Annotated in this window: 21 protein-coding genes; 11 read left to right on the top strand and 10 right to left on the bottom strand. The window is 69.6% G+C overall.

Translation table 11 applies throughout. The features are described from left to right. Window positions 1–2 precede the first annotated feature (2 nt). Window positions 3–980: a LuxR C-terminal-related transcriptional regulator gene (locus ACGFJ2_RS26870; protein ID WP_357946004.1), complete on the bottom strand. Its 978-nt coding sequence runs from the start codon at window positions 978–980 to the stop codon at window positions 3–5. 228 nt (window positions 981–1,208) lie between these two features. Between ACGFJ2_RS26870 and ACGFJ2_RS26865 the strand changes: the two genes are divergently transcribed. From ACGFJ2_RS26865 to ACGFJ2_RS26855, 3 genes are read left to right on the top strand one after another with little or no spacing between them, the layout of a single operon-like run. After that, entirely contained in the window at window positions 1,209–3,185 is a 1,977-nt protein-coding gene (locus ACGFJ2_RS26865; protein ID WP_393472647.1) for a TRAP transporter permease, read from the top strand. Beyond that, window positions 3,182–4,129, top strand: coding sequence for a TAXI family TRAP transporter solute-binding subunit (locus ACGFJ2_RS26860; protein ID WP_393472644.1), 948 nt, complete (start codon window positions 3,182–3,184; stop codon window positions 4,127–4,129). Before ACGFJ2_RS26865 ends, ACGFJ2_RS26860 begins: the two co-directional genes overlap by 4 nt. A gap of 20 nt (window positions 4,130–4,149) precedes the next feature. Then, on the top strand, window positions 4,150–4,662 hold the full coding sequence (locus ACGFJ2_RS26855) for a DUF1850 domain-containing protein (protein WP_393472641.1): 513 nt from the start codon (window positions 4,150–4,152) through the stop codon (window positions 4,660–4,662). On the opposite strand, the gene ACGFJ2_RS26850 is transcribed toward ACGFJ2_RS26855, so the two are convergent. The 4 genes from ACGFJ2_RS26850 to ACGFJ2_RS26835 form a co-directional block, all read right to left on the bottom strand. Beyond that, window positions 4,572–5,540, bottom strand: coding sequence for a magnesium transporter CorA family protein (locus ACGFJ2_RS26850; RefSeq protein WP_393472638.1), 969 nt, complete (start codon window positions 5,538–5,540; stop codon window positions 4,572–4,574). The genes ACGFJ2_RS26855 and ACGFJ2_RS26850 overlap by 91 nt on opposite strands. Then, entirely contained in the window at window positions 5,540–6,253 is a 714-nt protein-coding gene (locus ACGFJ2_RS26845) for a DUF72 domain-containing protein (protein WP_393472635.1), read from the bottom strand. The genes ACGFJ2_RS26850 and ACGFJ2_RS26845 overlap by 1 nt, the downstream gene beginning before the upstream one ends. A gap of 74 nt (window positions 6,254–6,327) precedes the next feature. Further along, complete coding sequence (locus tag ACGFJ2_RS26840) at window positions 6,328–7,188, bottom strand: NAD(+)/NADH kinase (RefSeq protein WP_357945988.1); 861 nt, start codon at window positions 7,186–7,188, stop codon at window positions 6,328–6,330. Window positions 7,189–7,255: 67 nt separating this feature from the next. Next, window positions 7,256–8,419, bottom strand: a complete 1,164-nt coding sequence (locus ACGFJ2_RS26835; RefSeq protein WP_393472632.1) for an NAD(P)/FAD-dependent oxidoreductase — start codon at window positions 8,417–8,419, stop codon at window positions 7,256–7,258. Between the two features lie 379 nt (window positions 8,420–8,798). Here ACGFJ2_RS26835 and ACGFJ2_RS26830 point away from each other — a divergent pair, with 379 nt between their 5' ends. Then, entirely contained in the window at window positions 8,799–9,662 is an 864-nt protein-coding gene (locus ACGFJ2_RS26830) for an SDR family oxidoreductase (protein ID WP_393472629.1), read from the top strand. 68 nt (window positions 9,663–9,730) lie between these two features. On the opposite strand, the gene ACGFJ2_RS26825 is transcribed toward ACGFJ2_RS26830, so the two are convergent. Together ACGFJ2_RS26825 and ACGFJ2_RS26820 are read right to left on the bottom strand one after the other, a co-directional pair. Then, window positions 9,731–10,270: a hypothetical protein gene (locus ACGFJ2_RS26825; protein ID WP_357945980.1), complete on the bottom strand. Its 540-nt coding sequence runs from the start codon at window positions 10,268–10,270 to the stop codon at window positions 9,731–9,733. A 39-nt stretch (window positions 10,271–10,309) separates the two neighbouring features. After that, complete coding sequence (locus tag ACGFJ2_RS26820; protein ID WP_357945977.1) at window positions 10,310–10,735, bottom strand: nucleoside deaminase; 426 nt, start codon at window positions 10,733–10,735, stop codon at window positions 10,310–10,312. A 105-nt stretch (window positions 10,736–10,840) separates the two neighbouring features. Between ACGFJ2_RS26820 and ACGFJ2_RS26815 the strand changes: the two genes are divergently transcribed. Both ACGFJ2_RS26815 and ACGFJ2_RS26810 read left to right on the top strand, forming a co-directional pair. Beyond that, window positions 10,841–12,004 (top strand): hypothetical protein, encoded by a 1,164-nt coding sequence (locus ACGFJ2_RS26815; protein ID WP_393472626.1) that lies wholly within the window; start codon window positions 10,841–10,843, stop codon window positions 12,002–12,004. Window positions 12,005–12,074: 70 nt separating this feature from the next. Continuing rightward, window positions 12,075–13,301 carry an MFS transporter gene (locus ACGFJ2_RS26810; protein ID WP_393472623.1) on the top strand — a complete coding sequence of 409 codons (1,227 nt, stop codon included), beginning with the start codon at window positions 12,075–12,077 and terminating at the stop codon, window positions 13,299–13,301. Window positions 13,302–13,305: 4 nt separating this feature from the next. Here ACGFJ2_RS26810 and ACGFJ2_RS26805 read toward each other — a convergent pair whose 3' ends face one another. Then, the gene (locus ACGFJ2_RS26805; protein WP_393472621.1) at window positions 13,306–14,103 is read right to left on the bottom strand and encodes an MFS transporter; all 798 of its coding nucleotides are present in this window, start codon (window positions 14,101–14,103) and stop codon (window positions 13,306–13,308) included. A 285-nt stretch (window positions 14,104–14,388) separates the two neighbouring features. After that, entirely contained in the window at window positions 14,389–15,213 is an 825-nt protein-coding gene (locus ACGFJ2_RS26800) for an SAM-dependent methyltransferase (RefSeq protein ID WP_393472618.1), read from the bottom strand. Between the two features lie 286 nt (window positions 15,214–15,499). Between ACGFJ2_RS26800 and ACGFJ2_RS26795 the strand changes: the two genes are divergently transcribed. Both ACGFJ2_RS26795 and ACGFJ2_RS26790 read left to right on the top strand, forming a co-directional pair. After that, on the top strand, window positions 15,500–16,405 hold the full coding sequence (locus ACGFJ2_RS26795; RefSeq protein ID WP_393472615.1) for a helix-turn-helix domain-containing protein: 906 nt from the start codon (window positions 15,500–15,502) through the stop codon (window positions 16,403–16,405). 250 nt (window positions 16,406–16,655) lie between these two features. Next, entirely contained in the window at window positions 16,656–17,675 is a 1,020-nt protein-coding gene (locus tag ACGFJ2_RS26790) for a LacI family DNA-binding transcriptional regulator (RefSeq protein WP_393472612.1), read from the top strand. On the opposite strand, the gene ACGFJ2_RS26785 is transcribed toward ACGFJ2_RS26790, so the two are convergent. Further along, complete coding sequence (locus tag ACGFJ2_RS26785) at window positions 17,676–19,295, bottom strand: glycoside hydrolase family 43 protein (RefSeq protein WP_393472609.1); 1,620 nt, start codon at window positions 19,293–19,295, stop codon at window positions 17,676–17,678. A gap of 137 nt (window positions 19,296–19,432) precedes the next feature. On the opposite strand from ACGFJ2_RS26785, the gene ACGFJ2_RS26780 reads away from it, so the two are divergent. From ACGFJ2_RS26780 to ACGFJ2_RS26770, 3 genes are read left to right on the top strand one after another with little or no spacing between them, the layout of a single operon-like run. After that, window positions 19,433–20,791 (top strand): ABC transporter substrate-binding protein, encoded by a 1,359-nt coding sequence (locus ACGFJ2_RS26780; protein ID WP_393472606.1) that lies wholly within the window; start codon window positions 19,433–19,435, stop codon window positions 20,789–20,791. A gap of 51 nt (window positions 20,792–20,842) precedes the next feature. Continuing rightward, window positions 20,843–21,775 (top strand): carbohydrate ABC transporter permease, encoded by a 933-nt coding sequence (locus ACGFJ2_RS26775; protein WP_393472603.1) that lies wholly within the window; start codon window positions 20,843–20,845, stop codon window positions 21,773–21,775. Then, window positions 21,772–22,662: a carbohydrate ABC transporter permease gene (locus tag ACGFJ2_RS26770; protein WP_393472600.1), complete on the top strand. Its 891-nt coding sequence runs from the start codon at window positions 21,772–21,774 to the stop codon at window positions 22,660–22,662. Before ACGFJ2_RS26775 ends, ACGFJ2_RS26770 begins: the two co-directional genes overlap by 4 nt. The last annotated feature ends 4 nt before the right edge of the window (window positions 22,663–22,666 follow it).

The following is a 22,666-nucleotide window of genomic DNA, read 5'->3' as shown; positions in this document are numbered from 1 at the left end:
GGCTAGACGTCGAGGCGGCATAGCCCCTCGGCGAGCGCCTTGGTGGTGAGGCGGGTGCGGCTGTCGCAGCCCAGCTTGGCGAAGATGTGCTCCAGGTGGGTCGTCACGGTGCGGACACTGAGCACCAGGGCGGCGGCGATCTGCGGGTTGGAGTCGCCGGCGGCCACCCGGGTGAGCACGTCCACCTCCCTGCCGGTCAGCTCGTACGGCAGGGAGCACGGGCGTTCGGCCACCACCGCGCCCTGGAGCGAGCCCTGGAACCCGACGCCGGCCCGCAGCACCCGCACCTCGTGCCAGCGGCCGTCGCGGTCGAGCCAGAGACCGCGGCGGCTCAGCTCGCGCGAGTCGATGAAGGCGCGGGCGAGCCCCGCGATGGCCGGTTCGTCCCACAAGGCCGCGGATCTGGCGACGCCGGGGACCTCACGGCGGACGCCCAGCCGGTCGAAGGCGGCCGCGAGAAACCCGGCCGGTAAGCCCACAGGGTCGATCACGCATCGGGTCAGGTCCGTGACATGCGCCAGCATGGGCGCCACGGCCGCGACCAGCGAGCCGGTGAGCTCGGGGAAAGCCTCTCTGGCCGCCAGGTGCAGCAGGCCCGTGTAGCGGCCCTCGGCCAGGAACAGCGGCGCGGTCAGCCCGGCGCGCCACCCGTAAGGGGCGAGATGGCGGCGGAAATAGCGCTCGGTGCCCGGCTCGGGCATCGGCACCGGCGCCCGCGTGGCCATCGCCGTGCGGTAGGCCTCCAGCCCGATGTATTCCTCTGCGGCGTCGCCGTCGATGCGCCGGTGGCCGTCGGAGACGACGCTGTGATGCCGCCCGCTGGCCGGGTCGAACGCGACGAACTCGTAGGCGTCGACCGGGACCACCCGGCGCAGCGCGGCCATCGCACCGCGCGCGCCACCACCCCCGCCGCCCGCCGCCTGGTAGCCGATTTCGGCGAACGCCTGCAGCTGGCGGACGTTCAGGGTGATCTCGGCCACGGTTCTTTATATCAGTGCGTGCGTGCACGCACCGAGGTCTCCGGCCGCAGTGTGTGCACGCACACACTGCGGTTTCCGGCTGCGGCCTGCCATTCCGGAACACCGGCCAAGCGTCGCGGCCGAATTGCCCGCCGATCGCCGCCGTCCAGATTCCTGTACCGAACTGGGCCTTCCTCATTGCGTAAAGGACTCGTAAAGTCCCTTCAAACGCCCTGTCAGGGAGGACACTTGACCGAGCTGAGCGACCGCGACGCGGAGCTGGTGTCGGCCCACGAGCAGGAGCGTCCGGCCCGGCGGTTGACCGGGACGCTGCGGCTCGGCGTGTGGATCGTCGGCGGGCTGCTGTCCGCGTACTCACTGGTGGTGGTGTTCAGGCCGGTCGAGGCGCTGGAGCATCGGCTGACGTTCCTGGCGGTGGCGCTGCCGCTGGTGTTCCTCTGCTATCGCTCGGGGATCTCGTCGGCGCTCCGGCGGGTACGCGGCGCGGCGCCCCCGTCGCAGGAGGAGGCGCGCCGTGACGTGGTCGATCGGCCCGGGGTGGGTGACTGGCTGCTGGCGGCGGCCGCGCTCGCGGTGCTCGTCTACCCGCTGCTCGACATCGACGCGTTCCGTGACCGGGGCTCGGGCGCGGCGCTGACCGGGCTCGACATCGCGGCCGGCCTGGTGCTGACCGTGCTGCTGCTGGAAGCGGTCCGCCGCACGGTTGGCTGGTCACTCACCATCATCTGCCTAATTTTCCTGGCTTATGCCTATTTCGGAGCATATTTGCCGATTGGGTGGACGATTGGCCATCGCGGCTTCGACCTCGCGCAGATCGTGTCGCAGCTCTACACGGGCACCGAGGGCTTCTTCGGCGTCCCCATGCAGGTCGCGGCCAGCTACATCATCCTTTTCACAATTTATGGCGCCGTGCTGGATTATTCGGGCGCGAGCAAGTTCTTCATCGACCTGAGCTTCGCCGCCTTCCGCAAATCCCGCGCCGCCCCCGGCCGTACGGTCACCACCGCCGGCTTCCTGCTCGGCACCGTCTCCGGCTCCGGCGTGGCCACCACGGTCAGCCTCGGCAGCGTGGCCTGGCCGGTGCTCCGGCGGGCCGGCTACCCCAAGGAGGCGGCGGGCGGCATCCTCGCCTCGGGCGGCATCGGGGCGATCCTCTCCCCGCCCACGCTTGGCGCGGCGGCGTTCATCATCGCCGAGTATCTCAAGGTCAGCTACCTCGAGGTGCTCGTCTACGCGACGATCCCCACGATCCTGTACTACCTGGGCATCTTCCTGTCCATCGAGATCGACTCGCGCCGCTTCGGCACCCACGCCGTCCCGGTGGACGCGCCGAAGGCGGGCCGGCTGCTGCTGCGCTTCGGCTACCACTTCAGCTCGCTGATCCTCATCATCGTGCTGATGGCGCTGGACCGGTCGGCGTTCCAGTCGGTCGTGATCGCCACCGCCATCGCGTTCGCGCTGTCCTTCCTCGATCCTGAGCACCGGATGGGCCCGAAGCGGACCGCGCAGGCGCTGGCCAAGGGCACGCTGGAGGTGCTGCCCGTGACGGCGGTGTGCGCGGCGGCGGGCATCATCGTCGGCGTCATCACCCAGACCGGGCTCGGGCTCAACCTCAGCGCGATCATCGTGGACGTCGCCGCGGGCAACCTCATCCTGACGACGTTCATGTCCGGGGTCGCGGTCATGCTGCTGGGCCTGGCCGTACCGGTGACCGCGAGCTTCATCATCGCGGCGGTGATCATCGCGCCGGCGCTCACCACGCTCGGCGTCACGTCCGCCGAGGCGTACATGTTTGTTTTTTACTACGCGGTGTTGTCCGAGGTGAGCCCGCCGACCGCGCTGTCGGCCGTCGCGGCCGCGGCGATCACCGGCGGCAACACCTACAAGACGATGATGATGACCTGGCGCTACACACTGCCCGCGTTCCTGGTGCCGTTCGCGTTCGTGCTCACGCCGAACGGCCAGGCACTGCTCGGGCAGGGACCGATCGGCACGGTGCTGCTGATGACCGCCGTCTCGGCCGTCGCTGTGGCGGCCCTGGCCATGGCGACCGGTGGGGTGACCGGGTGGCCCGAGCGGCTGCTGGCCACCGTGGCGGCCGTGTTGCTGCTGTTCCTCGAACCCGGCCCCATCGTCGCGGGCCTGGCCGTCCTGGCTGTCGCGGCGGCCGTGCACCTCATCAGGAGAAGGAGAGTCCCAGCGTGAAGCGGATCCTTGCGGTACTCGCCGCCACGGCACTGGCCGCCGGGGCGGCGGCCTGCGGCGACGTGAGCGGCTCGGGCCACCGGTTGTCGATCGCGACGGGCGGCACGACCGGCGTCTACTACGTGTACGGCGGGGGCCTGGCCAAGCAGCTGACCGACAACATCGCCAACACCCAGGCCACCGCGTCCGTCACCTCCGCCTCCGTCGAGAACATCAAGCTGCTGGCCACCGGCAAGGCCGACATCGCCTTCTCGCAGAGCGACACGGCCGCCGACGCCGTCAACGGGACCGGGTCCTTCACCGCCAAGCAGCCGATCAAGGCCATCGCCCGCATCTACGACAACTACGCCCACGTCGTCGTCGCCCCCGGCCTCGCCGCGAGCAAGGTCGCCGACCTGAAGGGCAAGCGGGTCTCGATCGGCCCGCCCAACTCCGGCACCCAGGTCCTAGCCAGGCGCCTGCTGGAGGCGGCCGGCCTGAACCCCGAGTCCGACATCTCCAAGCAGCAACTGTCCATCAACGAGTCGGTCCAGGCCGTCAAGGACGGCACGATCGACGCGTTCGTCTGGGTCGGCGGGCTGCCCACGGGCGGCATCGTGGACCTGGCCACCAGCAAGCCGGACATGAAGCTGCTCGACACCGCCGACCTGCTCGCGCCGATGCAGGCCAAGTACGGCAAGGAGTACATCGGGCTCGACATCGACATGTCCCTCTACAAGCTGCCGGGCACCGTCAAGACGGTCGGGGTGGCCAATGTCCTGCTCGTGCCCGACAAGATGGACGAACAGCTCGCGTACGACATCACCAAGACGCTGTTCGAGAAGAAGGCCCAGCTCGCGGCCGTTCACCCCGAGGCGGCCAAGCTCGATGTCAAGATCGGCCAGCAGGTGGAGCCGGTCGCGCTGCACCCGGGCGCGGCCCGCTACTACAAGGAGAAGGGCTGATCCGCCTCGCCCTCGCGCTGGTGACCTTGCTGGCGGCCGGTGCCTCCGGCGCGGGACGCCCGGCCGTGGACGGGCTGCTCCTGCCGCCGTCCGGCGTGTTCGCGATCGGCTACATCCATTCGATCTACCACGCCCCGTCGGCGGAGGTGTTCACCGTCCAAGGGCGCCGTTTCACCATGCGGGCCGTGGTCTCGACCAGCGGCGGCGTGCTCGACTACTACGCGCTGGAGGGCGAACGCGGCCACGCGGCGGGCCTCTGGACGCTCCGCCTGGCCGTCCCCGCGACCTACGACGAGCTGCCGCTGATCGCCACCCCGATCGGACGCAGGACGCTGATCGCGGGCGGCCGCTGCCTGCCCCTCTACCCCGCCTCGGGAGCCGCGCAGGTACGGCTGACGGTGCGGCTCGCGCTCGACGGCCGGGGCGGCCCCTGCCCCCGCGCCTACAGCCAGTCCTTCTTCTTGAAGATCGCGTACAGCGCCACCGAGGCCACGACCACCAGCGCCGACGCCACCCAAACGCCCCAAGGGTGACCCGCGCCCGGGTAGGGCACGTTCATGCCGTAGAAGCCGGTGATCGCGGTCGGCACCGCGATGATCGCCGCCCAGCTGGTGACCCGCTTCATGATCTCGTTCAGCCGGAAACCCTGCTGGGCCAGGCGCGTCTCCCGCATGTTGGCCAGCAGATCGCGCAGCGACTCGGTCCACTCCGCCACGCGCACCACGTGGTCGTAGACGTCCTCGTAGTAGGGGGCCATGACCGGGTCGGCGACCACTTCCTGGTCGCGGCGGAGCAGGGTGCCGACGACCTCGCGCATCGGCATGGTGATCTTGCGGAAGCCGGCCATGTTCTTCCGCAGGTCGTACATGGTCCGCTGCAGTTGCCTGCCGTCGATCGGCTCCTCCTCGAACAGCAGCTCCTCCAGGTTCTCCACCCTGGTGTCGAACTCCTGGACCAGGTCGAACTGCCCGTCGACCACGTAGTCCAGCAGGCCGTGCAGCAGGAACGCCACCCCGTGGCCGGCCAGCCGCTTGTCGGCGTCCCAGCGCTTGACCACCTCGCCGATGTCGAAGTGGTCACTCTCGCGGATGGTGACCAGCGCGTTCTTCGTCACGAAGGCGTTGACCTCGACCGGATCGAGCCGCCCGTCGTCGAAGTGCACCCCGTAGACGGTGATGAAGAGGTGATTCTGGTAGATGTCCACCTTGGGGCGTTGGTGGTCGGACAGCACGTCCTCGACAGCGAGCTCGTGCAGCCCGAGCTCCTCGCCGACCACGGCGAGGTCCTCCGCTGTCGGCGCGCACAGGTCGAACCAGACGGTGTTCCCCTCGTCGCCCACATAGTCCGAGACTTCCTCGACCGGGAAGCCCTCTTTCTCCAGGACACCGTTTCGATAAAGGCGGGTATGCACTAGACGAGTTTGGCAAAGCGAATCGCGTTCCGCACGGCCGCTCCCCCCGGATCGTTGTTGAAGTAGACGTAGACGTCGGGCCAACCGGCTTCCTTGACCCGCCCGGCCCAGGTCTTCAGCGCCGTGTCCCCGTACGACGGCCAAGGGGTGGCCCGCCCTTCGTGCAGCCGCACGTATCCCCAGCCGGCGGTGCGCCACAACGGGCTCACCGGCCTGCCGAGCCGGTCGGCCCAGCACAGGGCGGCGTCACGGGCCGCCAGTATCTCGCGGACCTCGTCCGTCCACCACGACGGGTGCCTGGGCTCGACCGCGAGGCGCACGTGCTTCGGGAAGCAGTCCAGGCAGCGGGCGAGCCGGTCAGGATCGGCCTTCAGGGTCGGCGGGAGCTGCAGGAGGATCGGGCCGAGCTTGTCCTTGAGCGCCGAGGCGGCGTTCATCAGCCGCTCCACCGGCTGCTCCGGATCGGCCAGCCGCTTGATGTGGGTGAGGAACCTGCTGGCCTTGACGGCCATCACGAACCCGTCGGGTGTGCGGTCCCGCCAGCCGGCGAAGGACTCGGGTGAGGGCAGGCGGTAGAAGGCGTTGTTGCTCTCGACGGTGGGGAACGTCTCGCCGTACGTCTCCAGCCAGAGGCGCTGCGGGACCTCCTGCGGATAGAGGATGCCGCGCCAGTCTTTGTACTGCCACCCGGACGTGCCCACCAGCGTCGCCATACCCCGGCGCCTACCCGGCGGAAGGCACCCTATCCACGGTCAGTCGACCTCGGCGTCAGGCGCCGTATCGATGCTCAGTCGACCTCGGCGCTGCCGTCCACCCGCAGCTTGCGCCGGGCCCGCTCGTAGAACGTGGTCCCCATGCGCACCACGTTGGCCGCGGCCGGCATGGCGGCCACCGTGACACGGTCACCGGGGCACAGATGCCCCAGCACCGCCCCGTCCACCTCCACCGCCAGCCGCCCGCTCGTGGGCAGCAGCTCCAGCGTCACCTCCTCGTCGGCGGGCAGGACCAGCGCCCGGTTGAACGATGAGTGGGCGGCGGCGGGCACGACCAGCAGCGCCGCCACCCGCGGCGACACGATCGGGCCGCCCGCGGCGAAGCTGTAGGCGGTGGACCCGGTGGTCGTGGCCACGATCACGGCGTCGGCCGCGTAGCGCACGAACGGATCGTCACCCGGCATGACCGAGACGGCGGCCATGCCGTCGCCCGGGATGCGCACCAGGGCGATGTCGTTGAACGCGATCAGCTCCTCGGCCCCGTCGAGCTTGGTCCGCACGGCCATGCGCGGCTCGATCGTGTAGCGGTGCCCGTCGATGGCGGACAGCGTGGCGGGCAACTCCGCGATGTCGATCTCGGCCAGGAACCCCAGCCGTCCCAGGTTCACCCCCAGCACCGGCGTCTTCCGCCCGGCGATGAGCCGCATGGTGCGCAGCATCGTCCCGTCACCGCCGAGGCTCACCAGCAGGTCGGCCCGCTCGGTCAGCAGGTCGACGTCGACCGGCACGGCGCTGCAGTCGATGCGGCCGACCTCCTCCGGGAGCCCCATGACGGTGACGCCTCTGGCGGCGGCCCAGCTCAAAATGGTGTCGATCGCCTCTTTGGAGTCGCGCCGTGGATGCAAGACCAGCCCGACCGTCCCGACCATACCCATGTGGCCAGCTTAGGGGCCCGGTCACAGGGCCCGACGTCCGCCGCCCGCCCGTACGGCGTGCCGGCGTTCAGACGATGTTGAGCTCCGGTCTGGCCCCGGCCAGGGCGAAGCGACTCGCGTCGAAGCCGCTGACGTCGACGAACGGCGTCCGGTCGAGGTAGAGGTCGCGGACCACCTCGCCGACGGCCGGGCTCATCAGGAAGCCGTGGCCGGAGAAACCGGTGGCGTAGATGAACCTGTCGACGTCCGGGGCGGTCCCGATGAGCGCGTTGTGGTCCGGCGTCACCTCGTACAGGCCGGCCCATCCGGTGGCGATGCCGGTCTCCAGCAGGGCCGGGGCGCGGCGGGCCATGGCCTCGCCCAGCCTCGGCAGCCAGGCGTCGGACCGGTCGAACTTGAACCCCGGCGTCTCGTCCGGATCGGACATGCCCAGCAGCAGGCCGGGACCTTCGCGGTGGAAGTAGAACGTGGTGCCGAAGTCGATGGTGAACGTCGTGGGCGGCAGAGCGGGGATCGGCTCGGTGATCAGGATCTGCCTGCGCAGCGGGCTCACCGGCAGGTCGACGCCCACCCAGTCGCCTATGGGACGTGACCAGGCGCCGGCCGCGCAGATCACGGTGTCGGTCTCGATGCGGCCGCCCTCGGTCTGGACGGCGACGATGCGGCCGTCCACCGTCTCGATGCCGGTCGCGGCGCAGTTGGGCAGCAGCCGCGCGCCGAGCCGGCGGGCCGCGCCCGCGTAGCCGAGCACCACGGACTCGGGCGTGCAGTGGCCGTCGGTGGGCGAGTAGGCGGCGGCGAGCAGGCCGTCGGTGTCGATCAGCGGCGACAGCTCCGCGGCCTCGCGCACCGAGATCATCCTGCTGGGCACGCCGAGGTCGTTCTGGATCGCGACGTTCTTCTCGAACTCCGCCACGGACTCGGGCGAGTCGAGCAGGAACAGGTAGCCCACCTTGTGCAGGTCGATCTCCTGCCCGAAGCGGGCGGCGAAGGTGTCGAAGGTCTCCAGGCTGCGTACGGCGAGCTGGACGTTGACCCGGTCGGAGAACTGCGCCCGCACTCCCCCGGCGGCCTTCGAGGTCGAACCCGAGCCCAGCGGCCCCTTGTCGATGAGGACCACGTCGCCGACTCCGGCCGCGGCCAGCGCGTAGGCCGAGCTGACGCCCATGGCGCCACCCCCGATGACGACCGCTGAGGCCCGCGCGGGCAGCCGGCGTCCGGTTTCGCTCATGGCCACCTCCTTCCCCGCTCACTCATGTTTGCGCAGACATCATCGCTCACGCCTCTCGACGGTCGCTGTCCGCACGGGTCCAGGATCGCCGAATGTCCGGATCCGGAGGAAGCGGTCGAGCACGGCCATCTGTGGGCGTAGCCGAAGAGGTTCTTACGCATGTTGATTCGTGAGCGAGGCGGATGTTGATTCGTGAGCGGGGCGGACAGGAAGTCCGCATGCTCGATTCGCGACTGCCGAAGATCGGATTCATTGGCGTGGGCCGGATGATCTGCCCATGTGCGCCAATCTGGCCCGCGCGGGACACCACAGACCCGCGAGGGCGGAAATATACGACCGGCAGACGTTATCCGTACCCGGGCGGGGGCATTCGGGGGCCATGCCCGAGCAACCAGACAGCACGCCACCTGCCCAGAACCAGCCCTATCCCGGACATACCGGGGAGATGGCCCCCGAGCCGCGCGATGAGATGCGCGACTACACCGGCACTGAGCTGCTGAAAGGCAAGCGCGCGCTGATCACCGGGGGCGACTCGGGTATCGGCCGCGCGGTGGCCGTCGCCTTCGCGAAGGAGGGGGCCGACGTCGCCATCGCCTACCTGAGTGAGCACGAGGACGCCGCCCACACCAGGAAGCTGGTGGAGGAGACGGGGCAGCGCTGCGTGCTGCTCCCCGGCAACCTGGCCGAGCGCGAACACTGCGCGTCCGTCGTCGCGCAGACGGTGACCGAGCTGGGCGGGCTGGACATCGTGGTCAACAACGTGGCCTACCAGGCGCCGGTCGACTCGCTGGAGGAGCTCACCGAGGAGCAGTGGGAGCACACCTTCGCGGTCAACATCCACAGCTACTACCACGTCACCAAGGCGGCGCTACCCCACCTCCGCAGCGGCTCCGCGATCATCAACACCTCGTCGATCAACGGTCTGCGCGGCAACAAGTCGCTCATCGACTACGCCACGACCAAGGGCGCGATCAACGCCTTCACCTACTCGATGGCGCAGAGCCTCGTCGATCGGGGCATCCGGATCAATGCCGTGGCGCCGGGCCCCGTCTGGACCCCGCTGATCCCCGCGACGATGCCGAAGGAGAAGGTCGAGCAGTTCGGCAAGCAGGTACCGATGAAGCGGGCCGCCGATCCGGACGAGATCGCGCCCTCGTACGTCTTCTTCGCGGCCGAACGGCTGTCGTCGTACTACACCGGCGAGATCCTGGCCCCGATCGGCGGCGAGACGCTCCCCGGTTGAGACACGTGGCCCCTGGTCAGATGGCCGCCGACGTAAGCCTCCCTGATGCCTCGGCCGCCGCGCCCCGGTCAGGCCCGGTCGAGCCGCTGGAACAGGCCGTACACGAACCGGGCCCGGTAGTCCGTGCCCTCATGGGCGAAGTCGACCACCCAATGCTGCGGCGCCGAGCCCTCGCCCTGGGCGGCCCCCGGAAAACTCGTCACGACGTCGCCGACGACGCACCCCCACGGGACCAGGTCCACGAAGGCCAGCGCCTTGTCGCCGTGGGGACGGACGAACCACTGGTTCCATATCGCGCCGTCAGGCCCGATCAGCGCCTCGAACTCCAGGTCCGGCCAGGACGGCAGCGCCCACCGAGCCACCCGGCAGGTCAGGCTCCCGACCGGGGTCGTGCCCTCGTACGACGGCGGACCGAGCATCGTCCGCAACGCGCCCAGGCCCTTCCTGCTACGGACGGAGTGGGCCATCCTCGTCCATTGCGTGTGCGCGGCGCGAAGCTCGGCCCGGGACGCGCCCATGTCCATGAGCGCGTCCTCCACCCGTTCGGCGTTGAGATCACGCATCCGATGCATCAAGGTCAGCTCGAACTGACGAACCCCGAATCCCATGGCCGCCAGCCTGCCAGGCTCGACGGCCGAGGGCGGGGCTCATTTCCCGATGTCCTCATTCCACAGCTCGGGGTTGGCGGCGATGAAGGCGGTCATGAGGTCGACGCATTCCTGGGAGTCGAGCACCACCACCTCCACGCCGTGCCGGGCGAGCCATTCGTGCTGGCCCATGAAGGTCCGGCACTCCCCCACGACGAGCCGCGGGATGCCGAACTGGCGGATCAGGCCACTGCAGTACCAGCAGGGCGACAGCGTGGTCACCATGGTCGTGCCCCGGTAGGTGGGCTGCCGCCCGGCGTCGCGGAACGCGGCGGTCTCGCCGTGCACCGACGGGTCGCCGTCCTGGACCCTGCGGTTGCGGCCCCGGCCGAGCAGCGTGCCGTCCGCCGCGAACAGCGCCGCCCCCACCGGTACGCCGCCCTCGGCGAATCCCTTCCTTGCCTCTTCGAGCGCTACTTCCAGCATGTTCTGCCTATCCCCACAGGCGGGTAATGGCCACCGTGATTTCCTGACGCAACCCTGACCCGGACGTCGACAGGCGCTGCCGAACGCCTTCCTAGGCTGTGGCGCATGCGACTGCCGAGGATGACGATCATGCTGGGAGCGGTCGCCGTCGCCGCCGCTTCCTGCGGTTCGCCCCCCGCCCCCATGGTTGCGGACCACGCCGCCGCGCCACTACCGAAGCAGCTGAAGCCGCTGAAGCCGCGACCGCACCGGCACGCGCCGGTAGCCGCACGCGTGACCGACGTCTACGCCCACGACCGGCCGGGGATGCTGAGCCCACGGGTGGAGAAGATGACCCCTCGCGTGTACGTCCCCAACAGCGAGTCGGACACGGTGGACGTCATCGATCCGCGGACCTACCGGGTCGTGCGCCGCTTCCGGGTCGGCGCCCTGCCGCAGCACGTCGTGCCCTCCTGGGACCTGAAGACGCTGTGGATCAACGAGAACCAGGGCAACCGGCTCGTCCCCATCAACCCGGTCACGGGCCGCCCCGGCAAGCCGGTGCCCGTGGACGATCCGTACAACCTGTACTTCACCCCCGACGGCTCGTACGCGCTGGTCATGGCCGAACGCAACAACCGCCTCGACTTCCGCGACCCGCACACGATGCGCCTGATCCGTTCCCTCGACATGCCCTGCAGGGGCATCAACCACGGCGACTTCACCGCCGACGGATCGGTCTTCCTGGCCAGCTGCGAGTTCTCCGGCCAGATCGTGGCCATCGACTGGGAGCGCCCCCACGTGAAGAAGGTGATCGGTGTGGGGTCGGCGAACATGCCGCAGGACGTCAAGCTGTCCTCCGACGGCCGGCTCTTCTACGTCGCCGACATGATGGCGGGCGGTGTGTGGATCATCAACGCCACCACGTTCCGGCGGGTGGGCTTCCTGCGCACCGGCGCGGGGGCGCACGGCCTGTACGTCAGCAGGGACTCGCGGCGGCTCTACGTCTCCAACAGGGGCGAGGGAACGGTCTCCGTCGTCTCGTTCGCCACCCGTGAGGTGGTCGAACGGTGGCGGATCCCAGGCGGCGGCTCGCCCGACATGGGCGGGGTGTCGGCGGACGGCAAGCAGCTCTGGCTGTCCGGAAGGTACGACGGCGTCGTCTACGTCCTGTCCACCAGAACCGGAAAGCTGCTCCACAAGATCAAGGTCGGCCGGGGCCCGCACGGCCTGTGCATCTACCCCCAGCCCGGACGCCACTCCCTCGGCCACACCGGCGTGTTCCGATGATCGGCCCCGGCGCAGGAAGATCTATAGGCGTTGCCGCGCGTCCGCACGGCCGCCCGCGCGATGATGCCGCATGACGAACAAGCAGGTCAGGACCCCTTTTCTGGTCGAAGTAGGGCGCAACGGGCGGCTCGTCATGGCCGCCCGAGCGCTGCGAACGTTCGGCTACGGATGCACCAGCGTGCTCCTGGCCGAACTGCTCGCCCAGGACGGCGCCGAACCCTGGCAGACCGGCCTGCTCCTGACCGTGGCCGCCGCCGGCTCGGTGCTGGCCAGCCTGGTGCTCGGCCTGTTCGCCGACCGCTGGGGACGCCGGCGCACGCTGATCGCCTGCGGCTGCCTGATGGCCGTCGCCGGCCTGGCGTTCGCGGTCAGTGAGTCCTATCCCGTCCTGCTCGCCGCCGCCTTCATCGGCACGATCTCGCCGTCCACCAACGACAACACCCCGTTCTCCGGGGTGGAGCAGTCCATCCTCGCCCAGACCTGCGCCCCGGTCCGGCACACCCTCGTCTTCACCTGCTACAACGTCACCGCCATGGCGGCCGGCGCCCTGGGCGGGCTGGCCGCCGCCGCGCTGTCGTTCCAGCCGTGGGTGTCGGCCGCCGACGCCGCCTTCGCGGTGTACGCGCTGCTCGCGGGCGGCACCGTACTGCTGTTCTGGCACCTCACACCGGACGCCGAGGCCGCGTCTATTGAGAAGTGCCAGACCGGGCCCCGGGTACGAGTGCCCGGACCGGTCCGCCGCCTGGCCGCGCTGTTCGCCCTCGACGCCTTCTCCGGCGGGATGGCCGTCCAGGCCGTCCTGGCCTGGTGGTTCGCCCACCGCTACGGGGCCACCACCGCGCAGCTCGGCCTGGTGTGCTTCGCCGCCAACCTGCTCCCGGCCCTCGCCCAGCTCACCGCGCCCCTGCTGGCCGCCCGGCGCGGGCTGCTGGCCGCCATGCTGCTCCCCCACCTGGCCGCCAACCTGCTGCTGGCCGGCATCCCGTTCGCCCCGACCCTGGGTGGCGCGGTCGCGCTGCTGCTGCTCCGCCAGACGGTCTCCAAGATCGACGTACCGGCCAGGCAGGCCTTCACCGCCGCCGTCGTACCCCCTGCCTACCGGACGACCGCGGCCAGCATGACCAGCCTGGCGCGGAGCATCGCCGTGTCCGTCAGCCCGCTCGCCGCCACGGCCCTGCTCACGGGCACCCTGGTGGCGCTGGGCGCGCCCCTCATCGTCGGCGCCGTGCTGGGCATCGGCTATGACATCACGCTTTGGCGCGCGTACCGGACCGATCCCGCGGCGGAGGCCCTCTGAGCGCTCATCCGTCCTTCGTCGGCGTACGGGTACCGCCCATCTCGGCCATCCCCCGGACGAGGAGCAGGCATGGCGGTATCACCAGCACCAACCCAGCGGCGCCCAAGAGGACGGCGTGGTCGCCCATGAGGTTCGTCAGCGGCCCGGTCAGCGCCTGGCCGAAGGGCATGAGGCCGAACGTGCTGAGCCACGCCAGCGAGGTGATCCGCCCGATCAGCTGGTCGGGCACCTCCCGGTACATCGCGACGTCCCAGGTGAGGGCGTACGTCTCGACACCGAAGCCGGCCACGAGGTAGCAACAGAAGAGCACCCAGGCGGAGGGGGCGAAGAGGAGCGCCAGCGGGACCAGCGCGTACAGGGACATCGACCACATGGCCACGACGCCCGGCCGCCGCGGTTCCCAGGCCATCATCGTGACGCTGCTGATCAGACCGCCGGCACCGTAGAAGGCGAGCGCCGTGCCGTACGCCGCGTACGACCCGAAGGTCTCCCGGCTCATCAGCGGCAGAAGCACCTGGCTCGGGGCGATCACGAACATCAGGCTGACGGGCGAGAACAGCAGCAGGGCCGACAACCACGGCCGGCGCCCCGCCTCGGCGAACCCCAGCAGCGCCTCACCCAGCAGCGAGCGGCGTGGCACCGGCGTCCACGGTGGTTCCGGCACCCGGCGGAACACGGCCGCGCCGCCCGCGAAGACGACCCCGGCCAGCACGAACGGGAGCGCCTCGCCGCCGCTCGCCAGTTGGGTGCCGACCACGGGCCCGGCGATGACGCCCAGGCGCCGCCCACCAGGAGCAGGCACAATGACGCGATGCCCTTGGCGGCGAGCACGGAGCCGACCGCGGACGCGTCACCCCCGGCATTGAGCACGGAGACGGTGACGGCGATCGCCAGAACCTGCTCGCCCAGCACGAAGCCGAGCTGCGCCGAGGCGAGCAGCCGGAAGGCGGGGCTCCGAAGGACCGCCAGGTTGATGTTCGGCCGACGAGGGACTTGTGCGGGTGTCATAGGCGGGCTTGACGAGGGTCTCGTGCGGGCGTCATCGGCGGGCTCAGGCGAAGGTCTCGTGCGGGCGTCATCGGCGGGCTTATCGCTTGCGCGCCACCCCGCACAACGCGTCCACCCGCTCCGTGGAGTCCTGGAACGGGTCGGGGTCGGGACGCCACTGCGGCAACGACACCACGCCGGGCGCCACGAGGTCCATGCCGTCGAAGAAGGCGGTGATCTGCCCTTCGTCGCGCAGGTTGTAGGGCACGCCGCCGCCCTCGTTGTAGTTCTCCTGGGCCTGGTCCAACGCCTGGCCGGTGACGAGGTTGACGCCGTCCCACAACGCCAGGTAGCTGCCGGGGGCCAGGCGCTCCATCAGCCTCGTCACGATCTCCGTCGGTCCCTCGTCGTCACGTACATAGCCCATGATGCCCATCAGCATGAGCGCGACCGGCCGGCTGAAGTCCAGGGTCTTGGAGGCACCAGCCAAGATCGCGTCCGGGTCGCGTAAGTCCGCTTCGATGTAGTCGGTGGCGCCTTCGCGAGTGCCCACGAGCAGGGCCTGGGCGTGCACCAGCACGAGCGGATCGTTGTCCACATAAACCACGCGGCTGGTCGGGTCGGCCTGCTGGGCGAGTTCGTGGGTGTTATCCACGGTGGGCAGCCCGGTGCCGATATCGAGAAACTGACGTATCCCCTGCTCCTGGACCAGATAGCGGACGATGCGGGCCAGCAGATGCCGAGACAGTTGAGCGATCCTCACGATTTCCGGGAACTCTTCGCTGAACGCATCACCGGCCTGGCGGTCGACCGGATAGTGGTCCTTGCCGCCGAGCCAATAGTTCCACATCCGCGCAGCGTGCGGGACAGACGTGTCGATATGCCGGTGAATCGGCGAGCCCCCTACAGGCGATTCGTCCGTCACGAAACCCTCCTCTAATGTCGCCTCCGTGGTTCTGAAACCTAGTGGCCGCGCTTTACCCGCGCTATACCGCGAAGGACGATAAAGTTGGATATTTCCGCATGAAGTGGCGGGGTAGTTCCCCAAGTCCGGGCGAGGTCGGCCACCCTCAGCGATGATGGAACCGAACAAGTGCACGGTGAAGAAGGAGCAGCCGGATGGGACCGACAGGAAATATGGTGTCTCAGCTGTCTCATGTGACAAGATGATGACGATCGCGGCGTGGCGATTTGCCGAATTGGGAGCATAAATGCCGACTCCTCGGGGCAGTGGCGACTCGACGGAAATCTCAGGCGACGCAGGGCAGCGTTCCGGGCCGACGGCCTTGCGGATGCTGGTCGGCGTACGTCTGCGTCGGCTGCGCGAGTCCCACGGAATCACCCGCAGTGAGGCCGGGTCCGCCATCGGCTGCTCCGCATCCAAGATCACCAACTTGGAAGGCGGACGGATCGGTCTCCCGCTCGGCGATGTGGCCGACCTGCTCAGCCTGTACGGCGTCGACGAGGACGAACGTCAGATCGTGCTGGCGCTGGCCGTACAGGCCAATGCTCCTGGCCGGTGGCAGGACTACCGGGACGTGATTCCCGACGAGTTCGAGGCGTTTCTCGGGCTGGAGCAGGACGCCACGATCATCCGCACCTACGAGGACCAGCACGTCCCGGCCCTGCTCCAGACCAAGGACTATGCCCGAGCCGTCATCGCGCAGAGCCACGAAGGCGGCGACGCCGAGCTGATCGAGCGCCGGGTCGCCCTGCGGATGCACCGCCAGCGACTTCTGCTGCCACCCACGCCCCGTACGTTATGGGTGGTCATGGATGAGTCGGTGCTGCGCCGTCAGGTCGGCGACAGCGCGACGATGCGCGCCCAGATGGAGCATCTCCACGAGATGGTCAAGCTGCCGCACGTCACCCTCCAGGTGCTGCCCTTCGTGCACGGCAAGGGGGTGGAACCCTTCACCGTCCTGCGCTTCGCCGAGGCGGACCTGCCTGACGTGGTCCATCTGGAACAGACCGCCGACACCCAGTACCTCACCAGGGACGCCGACGTCCGGCCGTACCGCCATCTGCTGAACCAGCTGAGCGTCTACGCGCAGCCGGCCGGGGCGACCCCGGAGATCCTCCAGCAGATCATCGGCACACTGTGGTCGGCGCCATAACTGCGCGGCGGTCAGGGCTGACGCGGTCTACGCGCCTTGATACGGCGGGCCGGGGACGCAGCGTCAAGCCCGGCTTCGCGTGGTCGCCATTCCTTCTCCGGCCGGAGTACGGGGCGGGTGTGACACCATCGACCTTCGCGTGCGCGTTCGCCCGGCCGGAGTGCGCGGCGGGTGTGACACGATCGACCTGACACCGGGCAGGCCAGGGCGTCGTGGTGGAAGCTGTCGCGGTGGAAGCTGAGTGAGGGACATGAACCGGGCACCAGGCATGGTGGATGTGGCACGCGAAGCCGGCGTGTCGCACGTCACCGTGTCCCGTGTCCTGAACGATCACCCGTCGGTCCGGCCGGAGACCCGGGCCCGGGTCGAGGCCGCCATCGAGAAGCTCGGCTATCGCCGTAACAGTGTGGCCCGCGCGCTCAAGAGCCGCCGGTCCTCGACGATCGGCGTGGTCCTCGCCGGGGCCGAGCTGTACGAGCTGCCCCGCGTCCTGCGTGGCGTACAGGCCGCGGCGCAGCGGGCCGGATACTGGCTCAACCTGGCCGCCTGGCAGGGCGGCACCACCAAGGACCTGACCGAGACGCTGCAGCGGCTCACCGACCAGGCGGTGGAGGCCATCGCGGTCATCGCCGACCGGCCCATGGTGATGGACGCCCTGGCCGACATCGTCACCGGCGTGCCCATGTCGGTGATCATGTCCGGCAACGTGCCCAACCCGGATGTCGGCTTCGTCGAGCTCGACCAGGAGCTCGGCGCGCGGCTCGCCGTACGCCACCTGCTGGAGCTCGGGCATCGCCGCATCGTTCATCTGACCGGCGCGCTGCGCACCTTCGACGCCCGCGAACGCGTCGAGGGCTGGCGGGCGGCGCTGGCCGAGACGCCGGACGCGCACGGCGAGCTGCTCGAGGGCGACTTCACCGGCAACAGCGGCTACCGGCTGGCCCACTACCTCGTCACCCGCCGTACGGGCGAGCTACCGACGGCGATCTTCGCCGGCAACGACCAGGTGGCCATGGGGGTGCTGGCCGCCTTCGCCGAACTCGGCGTCAAGGTGCCCGACGACATCTCGCTCGTCGGGTTCGACGACATCGCCGGCGCGGCCTACCTGGTGCCCGCGCTCACCACGGTCCGCCAGGACTTCGTCGGTCTTGGCGAGCGGTCCATCCAGCAGGTGCTGCGCATGATGAAGGGCGAGCCGGCCTCCTCCGAGCGGATCGCGCCGGAGCTGGTGGTCCGGCGCAGCACAGCGCCGCCCCGGCCGCCGCGCTGACTAACCCGTCGTCCGGGGCACGCTGGTCTGCTCGGCGTGGGGCTGGTAGTCGAACCAGCGGGCGTACGCCCGCCCGTCGGTGGAGCGGCCGTTGCTGGTCGCGTACAGGCCGAGGTACACCCCGACGAACCCGCCCGCCCGCTCGGTGCTCAAACAGGATCGCTCGACGTCGCCCAGGCTGATCCACTGCCCGGTGTCAGGTTCCCTGAGGCGAAAGGCGTAGCGGGCCTCGTCTCCCTCGACCGCCAGCACCACGTCGCCCGTCGCCACCGGTAGGGACGCCAGGCGGGCGCTCGTACCGGCCTGGCGTACGGTCAGCACCACCTGAGACCGCCCGCCGTCGTCCACGGTGAGGGCGAGTGTGGCGTGGTGGTCCTGGTTCTGGAAGACGACGAGTCCGGCCTCTTCCGCCGGATGCGCCGCGGAGAAGCTGATGTGCGTCCGCGCGTCGAAGCGGACATGCTGCTGGCGCCGCCCCAGGAAGGTGGGCACGCCGGTGGAGGCGAGCGACTCGGCGGCGAGGACGAGGCCGAGACCGCCCCCGTCGGTCGAGAGACTGACGCGGTCATCGACGGGTCCCCGGAGGCTGTTCCACTCCAAGGCCAGCACCGGCGCGTCGAAACGCACCCGGCCCGCCACCACAGCGGCACAATCGCCCAGCCCCGCAGAGGCACCATCGCCCAGCCCTGCGGTGGCGATCGACGGCAGCCGTTCCGACAGCCGCACGCCCCCCGCCTCCGGCGCGAAGACCGGCCCATGAGCACCCCAGGCGACGGGCACCAGGAACACCTCGCGGCCCAGCGTGTGCGTCCCCTCGATCGGCCGGACCCCGAGCGCCACGGCCCAGGTCTCGCCGTCGGGAGTGTCCACCAGGTCGACGTGGCCGACGTTCTGGACGGGCTCGGCCGAGCCGCGGTGCCGGTGGGTCAGCAACGGGCTGCGCGGATCGGTGACGTACGGGCCGGTGATGGCACTCGAGCGGGCCGCGGTGACGCTGTGGTTGCTCTCGGTCCCGCCTTCGGCGGCGATCAGGTAGTACACGCCGTCACGCTTGTACAGATGGGGTGCCTCCACCCACGCCCCGCGTACCGCGCCGTGCCACAGCACGTGGGTCGGGCCGACGAGCTTGAGCCGGTCGAGGTCGAGCTCGCGCATCCACAGCTCGCCGGGGCCGCCGCCGGTCGGCTGGCGGGCGTCCCGGCAGGCGGTGAACCAGCACCGGCCGTCGTCGTCGAAGAACAGCGACGGATCGATGCCCTCGGCCTCCAGCGGCACCGGGTCCGACCACGGCCCGGCCGGGTCGTCGGCGGTGACGACGAAGGTGACGCTGCCCTGCCGATTTCTGGCCAGGGTGGAGACCACGTAGAAGGTGCCGTCGTGGTGGCGGATGGTCGGCGCCCAGATCCCGTCGGAGACGTCCAGGCCCTCCAGCGACAGCGGGCTCGGCCGGTCGAGCACGTGCGTGAGCTGCCGCCAGCTCACCAGGTCCCGGCTGTGGAACAGGGGAATGCCCGGGAAGTAGGCGAATGATGAGGTGACCAGGTAGAAGTCCTCACCGGCCCGGCAGATCGACGGGTCCGGATAGCAGCCGGGCAGAACCGGGTTGCGGAAGGTGGGCACGGGGGTGGACTCCGAAGCTGTGTCGGCTCTGTTACGAGCAGGGGGCTTGACAGGATGACAACGTTAACATCAGGTTAGTTCCCAACGCACGACCCGGCATTCCGCCGTGGTGCACCACCCGTCCGAGGAGACCGTAGATGACCCCACCGACCCCCCGACCGCGCCGTCGCTGGACGATGGCCGCCGCGCTCGCGGTCGCCCTGACGGCGACCGTGGCCGCCTGCTCGTCCGGCGACACGCCCTCCTCGGGCACCTCGGGCACCTCGGGCACCGAGGCCGCCAAGGGGCCGGTCACGCTCCAGGTCTGGACCTGGAACCTCAAGGGCAACGATCCGCGGGCCAAGGCGATCATCGACAAGTACCACCAGGAGAACCCGAACGTCACCGTCAAGCTGTCGGAGGTAGGCGGAACCGCCGACACCGCCTCCAAGCTGCTGGCCGCCGACCAGGCCGGCGACACCCCCGACGTGGTGCAGGTGGAGTACCGCGGCCTGCCCGCCCTGGTGGTGGCCGGGGCCGTCAAGGACGTCACCGCCGACGTGGCCGGCGTCAAGTCCGGCATCGAGCCCAACATCTGGGCCCTGACCACCTTCAACAACCAGGTCTACGGCGTGCCCCAGGACATCGGGCCGATGATGTTCACCTACCGCAAGGACCTGTTCGACAAGTACGGCGCCAAGGTCCCCACCACCTGGGCCGAGTACGCCAAGGCGGCCGAGCAGATCCACAAGAAGAACCCCGAGGCCTACATCGCCAGCTTCTCCGCCGCCCAGCTGGAGTTCTTCGCCGCGCAGGCCGCCCAGGCCGGCGCCCAATGGTGGAGCAACGACGGCAAGGCCTGGAAGGTCGGCATCGACAGCGAGCCGTCGCTGAAGACCGCCGACTTCTGGGAGGACCTCGTGAAGCGGGACCTGGTCAAGGTCGAGCCGCTGCTCACGCCGGAATGGAACGCTCAGGTCAACGACGGCAAGCTGCTGAGCTGGGCCGCCGCCGCCTGGGCCCCCAACGTGATCCACTCGGTGGCGCCCGACACCGCCGGCAAGTGGGAGTCCGCGCCGCTGCCGCAGTGGACGGCCGGCGACCCCGCCGTCCCGTTCCTGGGCGGCTCCGCCTTCCTGGTGCCGGCCAAGTCCAAGCACGCCAAGGAGGCCGCGGCCTTCGCCGCCTGGCTCGGCGCCTCCGACGAGGGCTCCAAGCTGCAGCTCTCCCTCGACATCTACCCCGGCGGCAACGCCGGCCGCCAGGCGACCCTGAGCCACGAGCCGCCCAAGCTGATGCCGCAGCAGAAGGACTTCTACCAGGTCGCCGACCAGGTGATCAAGAACACCACCATCCCGGTGACCTGGGGACCCAACGTGAACGTGTCGCAGACCGCGTTCGGAGACGCGCTCAACAAGGCCGCGCTCAACAAGAGCTCCTTCCGCGAGGTATACAAGGCCACGCAGCAGGCAGTCGTCGCCGACCTGGAGAAGTCCGGCTACACCGTCACCAAGTAAGACGCCGAGGGCCCGTCGGGGCCCTCGGTCCGACCCCATCCTGGATGTCTCATGCCCGCCAACCCCGCTGGCCGGCGCCCGCGCCTCCGCTTCCGCGGCGCCGCCACCCCGTGGCTGTTCGCCACGCCCGCGATCGTGTTGTTCACCCTGTTTCTGATCATCCCGATCGGTTACGCGATCTACCTGAGCTTCCGCGGCTTCCGCATCGACGGCGGCGGCGCGTTCGGGCGGCGGGTGCAGACTTTCGTCGGCTTCGACAACTATCTCGCCGCGCTCACCGATCCCGAATACGTCGCCGGGCTCGGCCGGGTGCTGCTCTACGGCCTCATCTCCATTCCCAGCGTGCTGGGCCTGGCGCTGCTGTTCGCGCTGCTGCTGGACACCCCCAGGGTGCGGGCGCGCGGCTTCACGCGTACCGCGATCTTCCTTCCGTACGCGGTGCCCGGCGTCATCGCCAGCCTCCTGTGGGGCTTCCTCTACCTGCCCAGCACCAGCCCGCTCAACTACCTCGCCAAGCAGCTGCACGCCGGGCCGCTGGACTTCTTCAGCTTTCCCACCTTGTACTTCTCCCTGGCCAACATCGCGCTGTGGTCCGGCGTCGGCTTCAACATGATCATCATCTTCACGTCGCTGCGCGCCATCCCCACCTCCATCTACGAGGCGGCCCGCATCGACGGGGCCGGCGAACTGCAGATCGCCTGGCGCATCAAGATCCCCCTGGTGGCGCCCGCGCTTGTGCTCACTGGCCTGTTCTCCGTGATCGGCACCCTGCAGTTGTACAGCGAGCCGGCCACGCTGCGGCCGATGTCGACCACCATCAGCTCCACCTGGGTGCCGCTGATGAAGATCTATCAAGAGGCGTTCATGAACGACAATCTCGGCGGGGCCGCCGCCGCCTCCGTCGTCCTGGCCGTGGGCATCCTGGTCCTGTCCATGTTGCTGCTGCGCTTCTTCCAGCGCCGTACCTTCGGGGACAACGCATGAGCGCCGCCCTCCAGAGCCGCACCGGTGATCGCCAGTTCCGCAGGCGCCGCGCGGGTGCGGCGCGGCGGCCACGGCTGGCGCTGATCGTGCTGCTGCTCGGCGCGCTCTACTGTCTGGCCCCCGTGGTCTGGGTGGTCGCCGCCGCCTCGAAGACCTCGCGCGAGTTGTTCACCACCTTCTCCTTCGCCCCCGGCAGCGGGTTCTTCGACAACCTCGCCAACCTGAGCGCCTACGGCGACGGCCAGTTCTGGCAGTGGGGGCTCAACTCCCTGCTGTACGCCGGGCTCGGCGCGGTCCTGTCCACGCTGGTGTCGGCCATGGCCGGTTATGCCCTGGCCAAGTTCCGCTTCCGGGGCAGCCAGGTCCTGTTCTCGGTGATCCTCGCCGGCGTGCTGGTGCCCGGCATCGTGCTGGCCGTTCCGCAGTATCTGCTCATGGCGGCCGTCGGCCTGGCCGGGACCTACTGGTCCGTACTCCTGCCGGTGATCATCAACCCGTTCGGCATCTTCCTGTGCCGGGTCTTCGCCAACGCCGCGGTCCCCCAGAGCACGCTGGAAGCGGCCCGTCTGGACGGCGCCGGCGAGTTCCGTATCTTCGGCGGCATCGTGCTGCCCATGATGACGCAGGGGCTGGTGACGGTGTTCCTGCTGCAGTTCGTCGGCATCTGGAACAACTTCCTGCTGCCCTTCATCATGCTCTCCGACCAGGACAAATACCCCATCACCCTCGGCCTGTACACGTTCATGGGCAAGGGCGCGGGCGACGGCGACCTGTACTCGCTGGTCATCATGGGCTCGGCCGTGTCCGTCATCCCGCTGATCGTTCTGGTCCTGGTCCTGCAGCGCTTCTGGCGCGCCGACCTGCTGGCCGGCGGATTGAAGGGATGATCCA

Source organism: Nonomuraea sp. NPDC049028 (assembly GCF_043197735.1).
GTDB lineage: Bacteria > Actinomycetota > Actinomycetes > Streptosporangiales > Streptosporangiaceae > Nonomuraea.
Note: the sequence above shows the minus strand (reverse complement) of the source record. Positions and strands in the feature narration are given on the sequence as shown.

What these genes read in the sequence shown, in the direction of transcription:
- ACGFJ2_RS26795 (WP_393472615.1), top strand. Translation starts at nt 15,500, where the DNA reads ATGCCGACTCCTCGGGGCAGTGGCGACTCGACGGAAATCTCAGGCGAC.
- ACGFJ2_RS26830 (WP_393472629.1), top strand. Translation starts at nt 8,799, where the DNA reads ATGCCCGAGCAACCAGACAGCACGCCACCTGCCCAGAACCAGCCCTAT.
- ACGFJ2_RS26815 (WP_393472626.1), top strand. Translation starts at nt 10,841, where the DNA reads ATGCGACTGCCGAGGATGACGATCATGCTGGGAGCGGTCGCCGTCGCC.
- ACGFJ2_RS26780 (WP_393472606.1), top strand. Translation starts at nt 19,433, where the DNA reads ATGACCCCACCGACCCCCCGACCGCGCCGTCGCTGGACGATGGCCGCC.
- ACGFJ2_RS26775 (WP_393472603.1), top strand. Translation starts at nt 20,843, where the DNA reads ATGCCCGCCAACCCCGCTGGCCGGCGCCCGCGCCTCCGCTTCCGCGGC.
- ACGFJ2_RS26845 (WP_393472635.1), bottom strand. Translation starts at nt 6,253, where the DNA reads ATGGCGACGCTGGTGGGCACGTCCGGGTGGCAGTACAAAGACTGGCGC.
- ACGFJ2_RS26835 (WP_393472632.1), bottom strand. Translation starts at nt 8,419, where the DNA reads ATGAGCGAAACCGGACGCCGGCTGCCCGCGCGGGCCTCAGCGGTCGTC.
- ACGFJ2_RS26840 (WP_357945988.1), bottom strand. Translation starts at nt 7,188, where the DNA reads ATGGGTATGGTCGGGACGGTCGGGCTGGTCTTGCATCCACGGCGCGAC.
- ACGFJ2_RS26820 (WP_357945977.1), bottom strand. Translation starts at nt 10,735, where the DNA reads ATGCTGGAAGTAGCGCTCGAAGAGGCAAGGAAGGGATTCGCCGAGGGC.
- ACGFJ2_RS26770 (WP_393472600.1), top strand. Translation starts at nt 21,772, where the DNA reads ATGAGCGCCGCCCTCCAGAGCCGCACCGGTGATCGCCAGTTCCGCAGG.
- ACGFJ2_RS26810 (WP_393472623.1), top strand. Translation starts at nt 12,075, where the DNA reads ATGACGAACAAGCAGGTCAGGACCCCTTTTCTGGTCGAAGTAGGGCGC.
- ACGFJ2_RS26790 (WP_393472612.1), top strand. Translation starts at nt 16,656, where the DNA reads ATGAACCGGGCACCAGGCATGGTGGATGTGGCACGCGAAGCCGGCGTG.
- ACGFJ2_RS26825 (WP_357945980.1), bottom strand. Translation starts at nt 10,270, where the DNA reads ATGGGATTCGGGGTTCGTCAGTTCGAGCTGACCTTGATGCATCGGATG.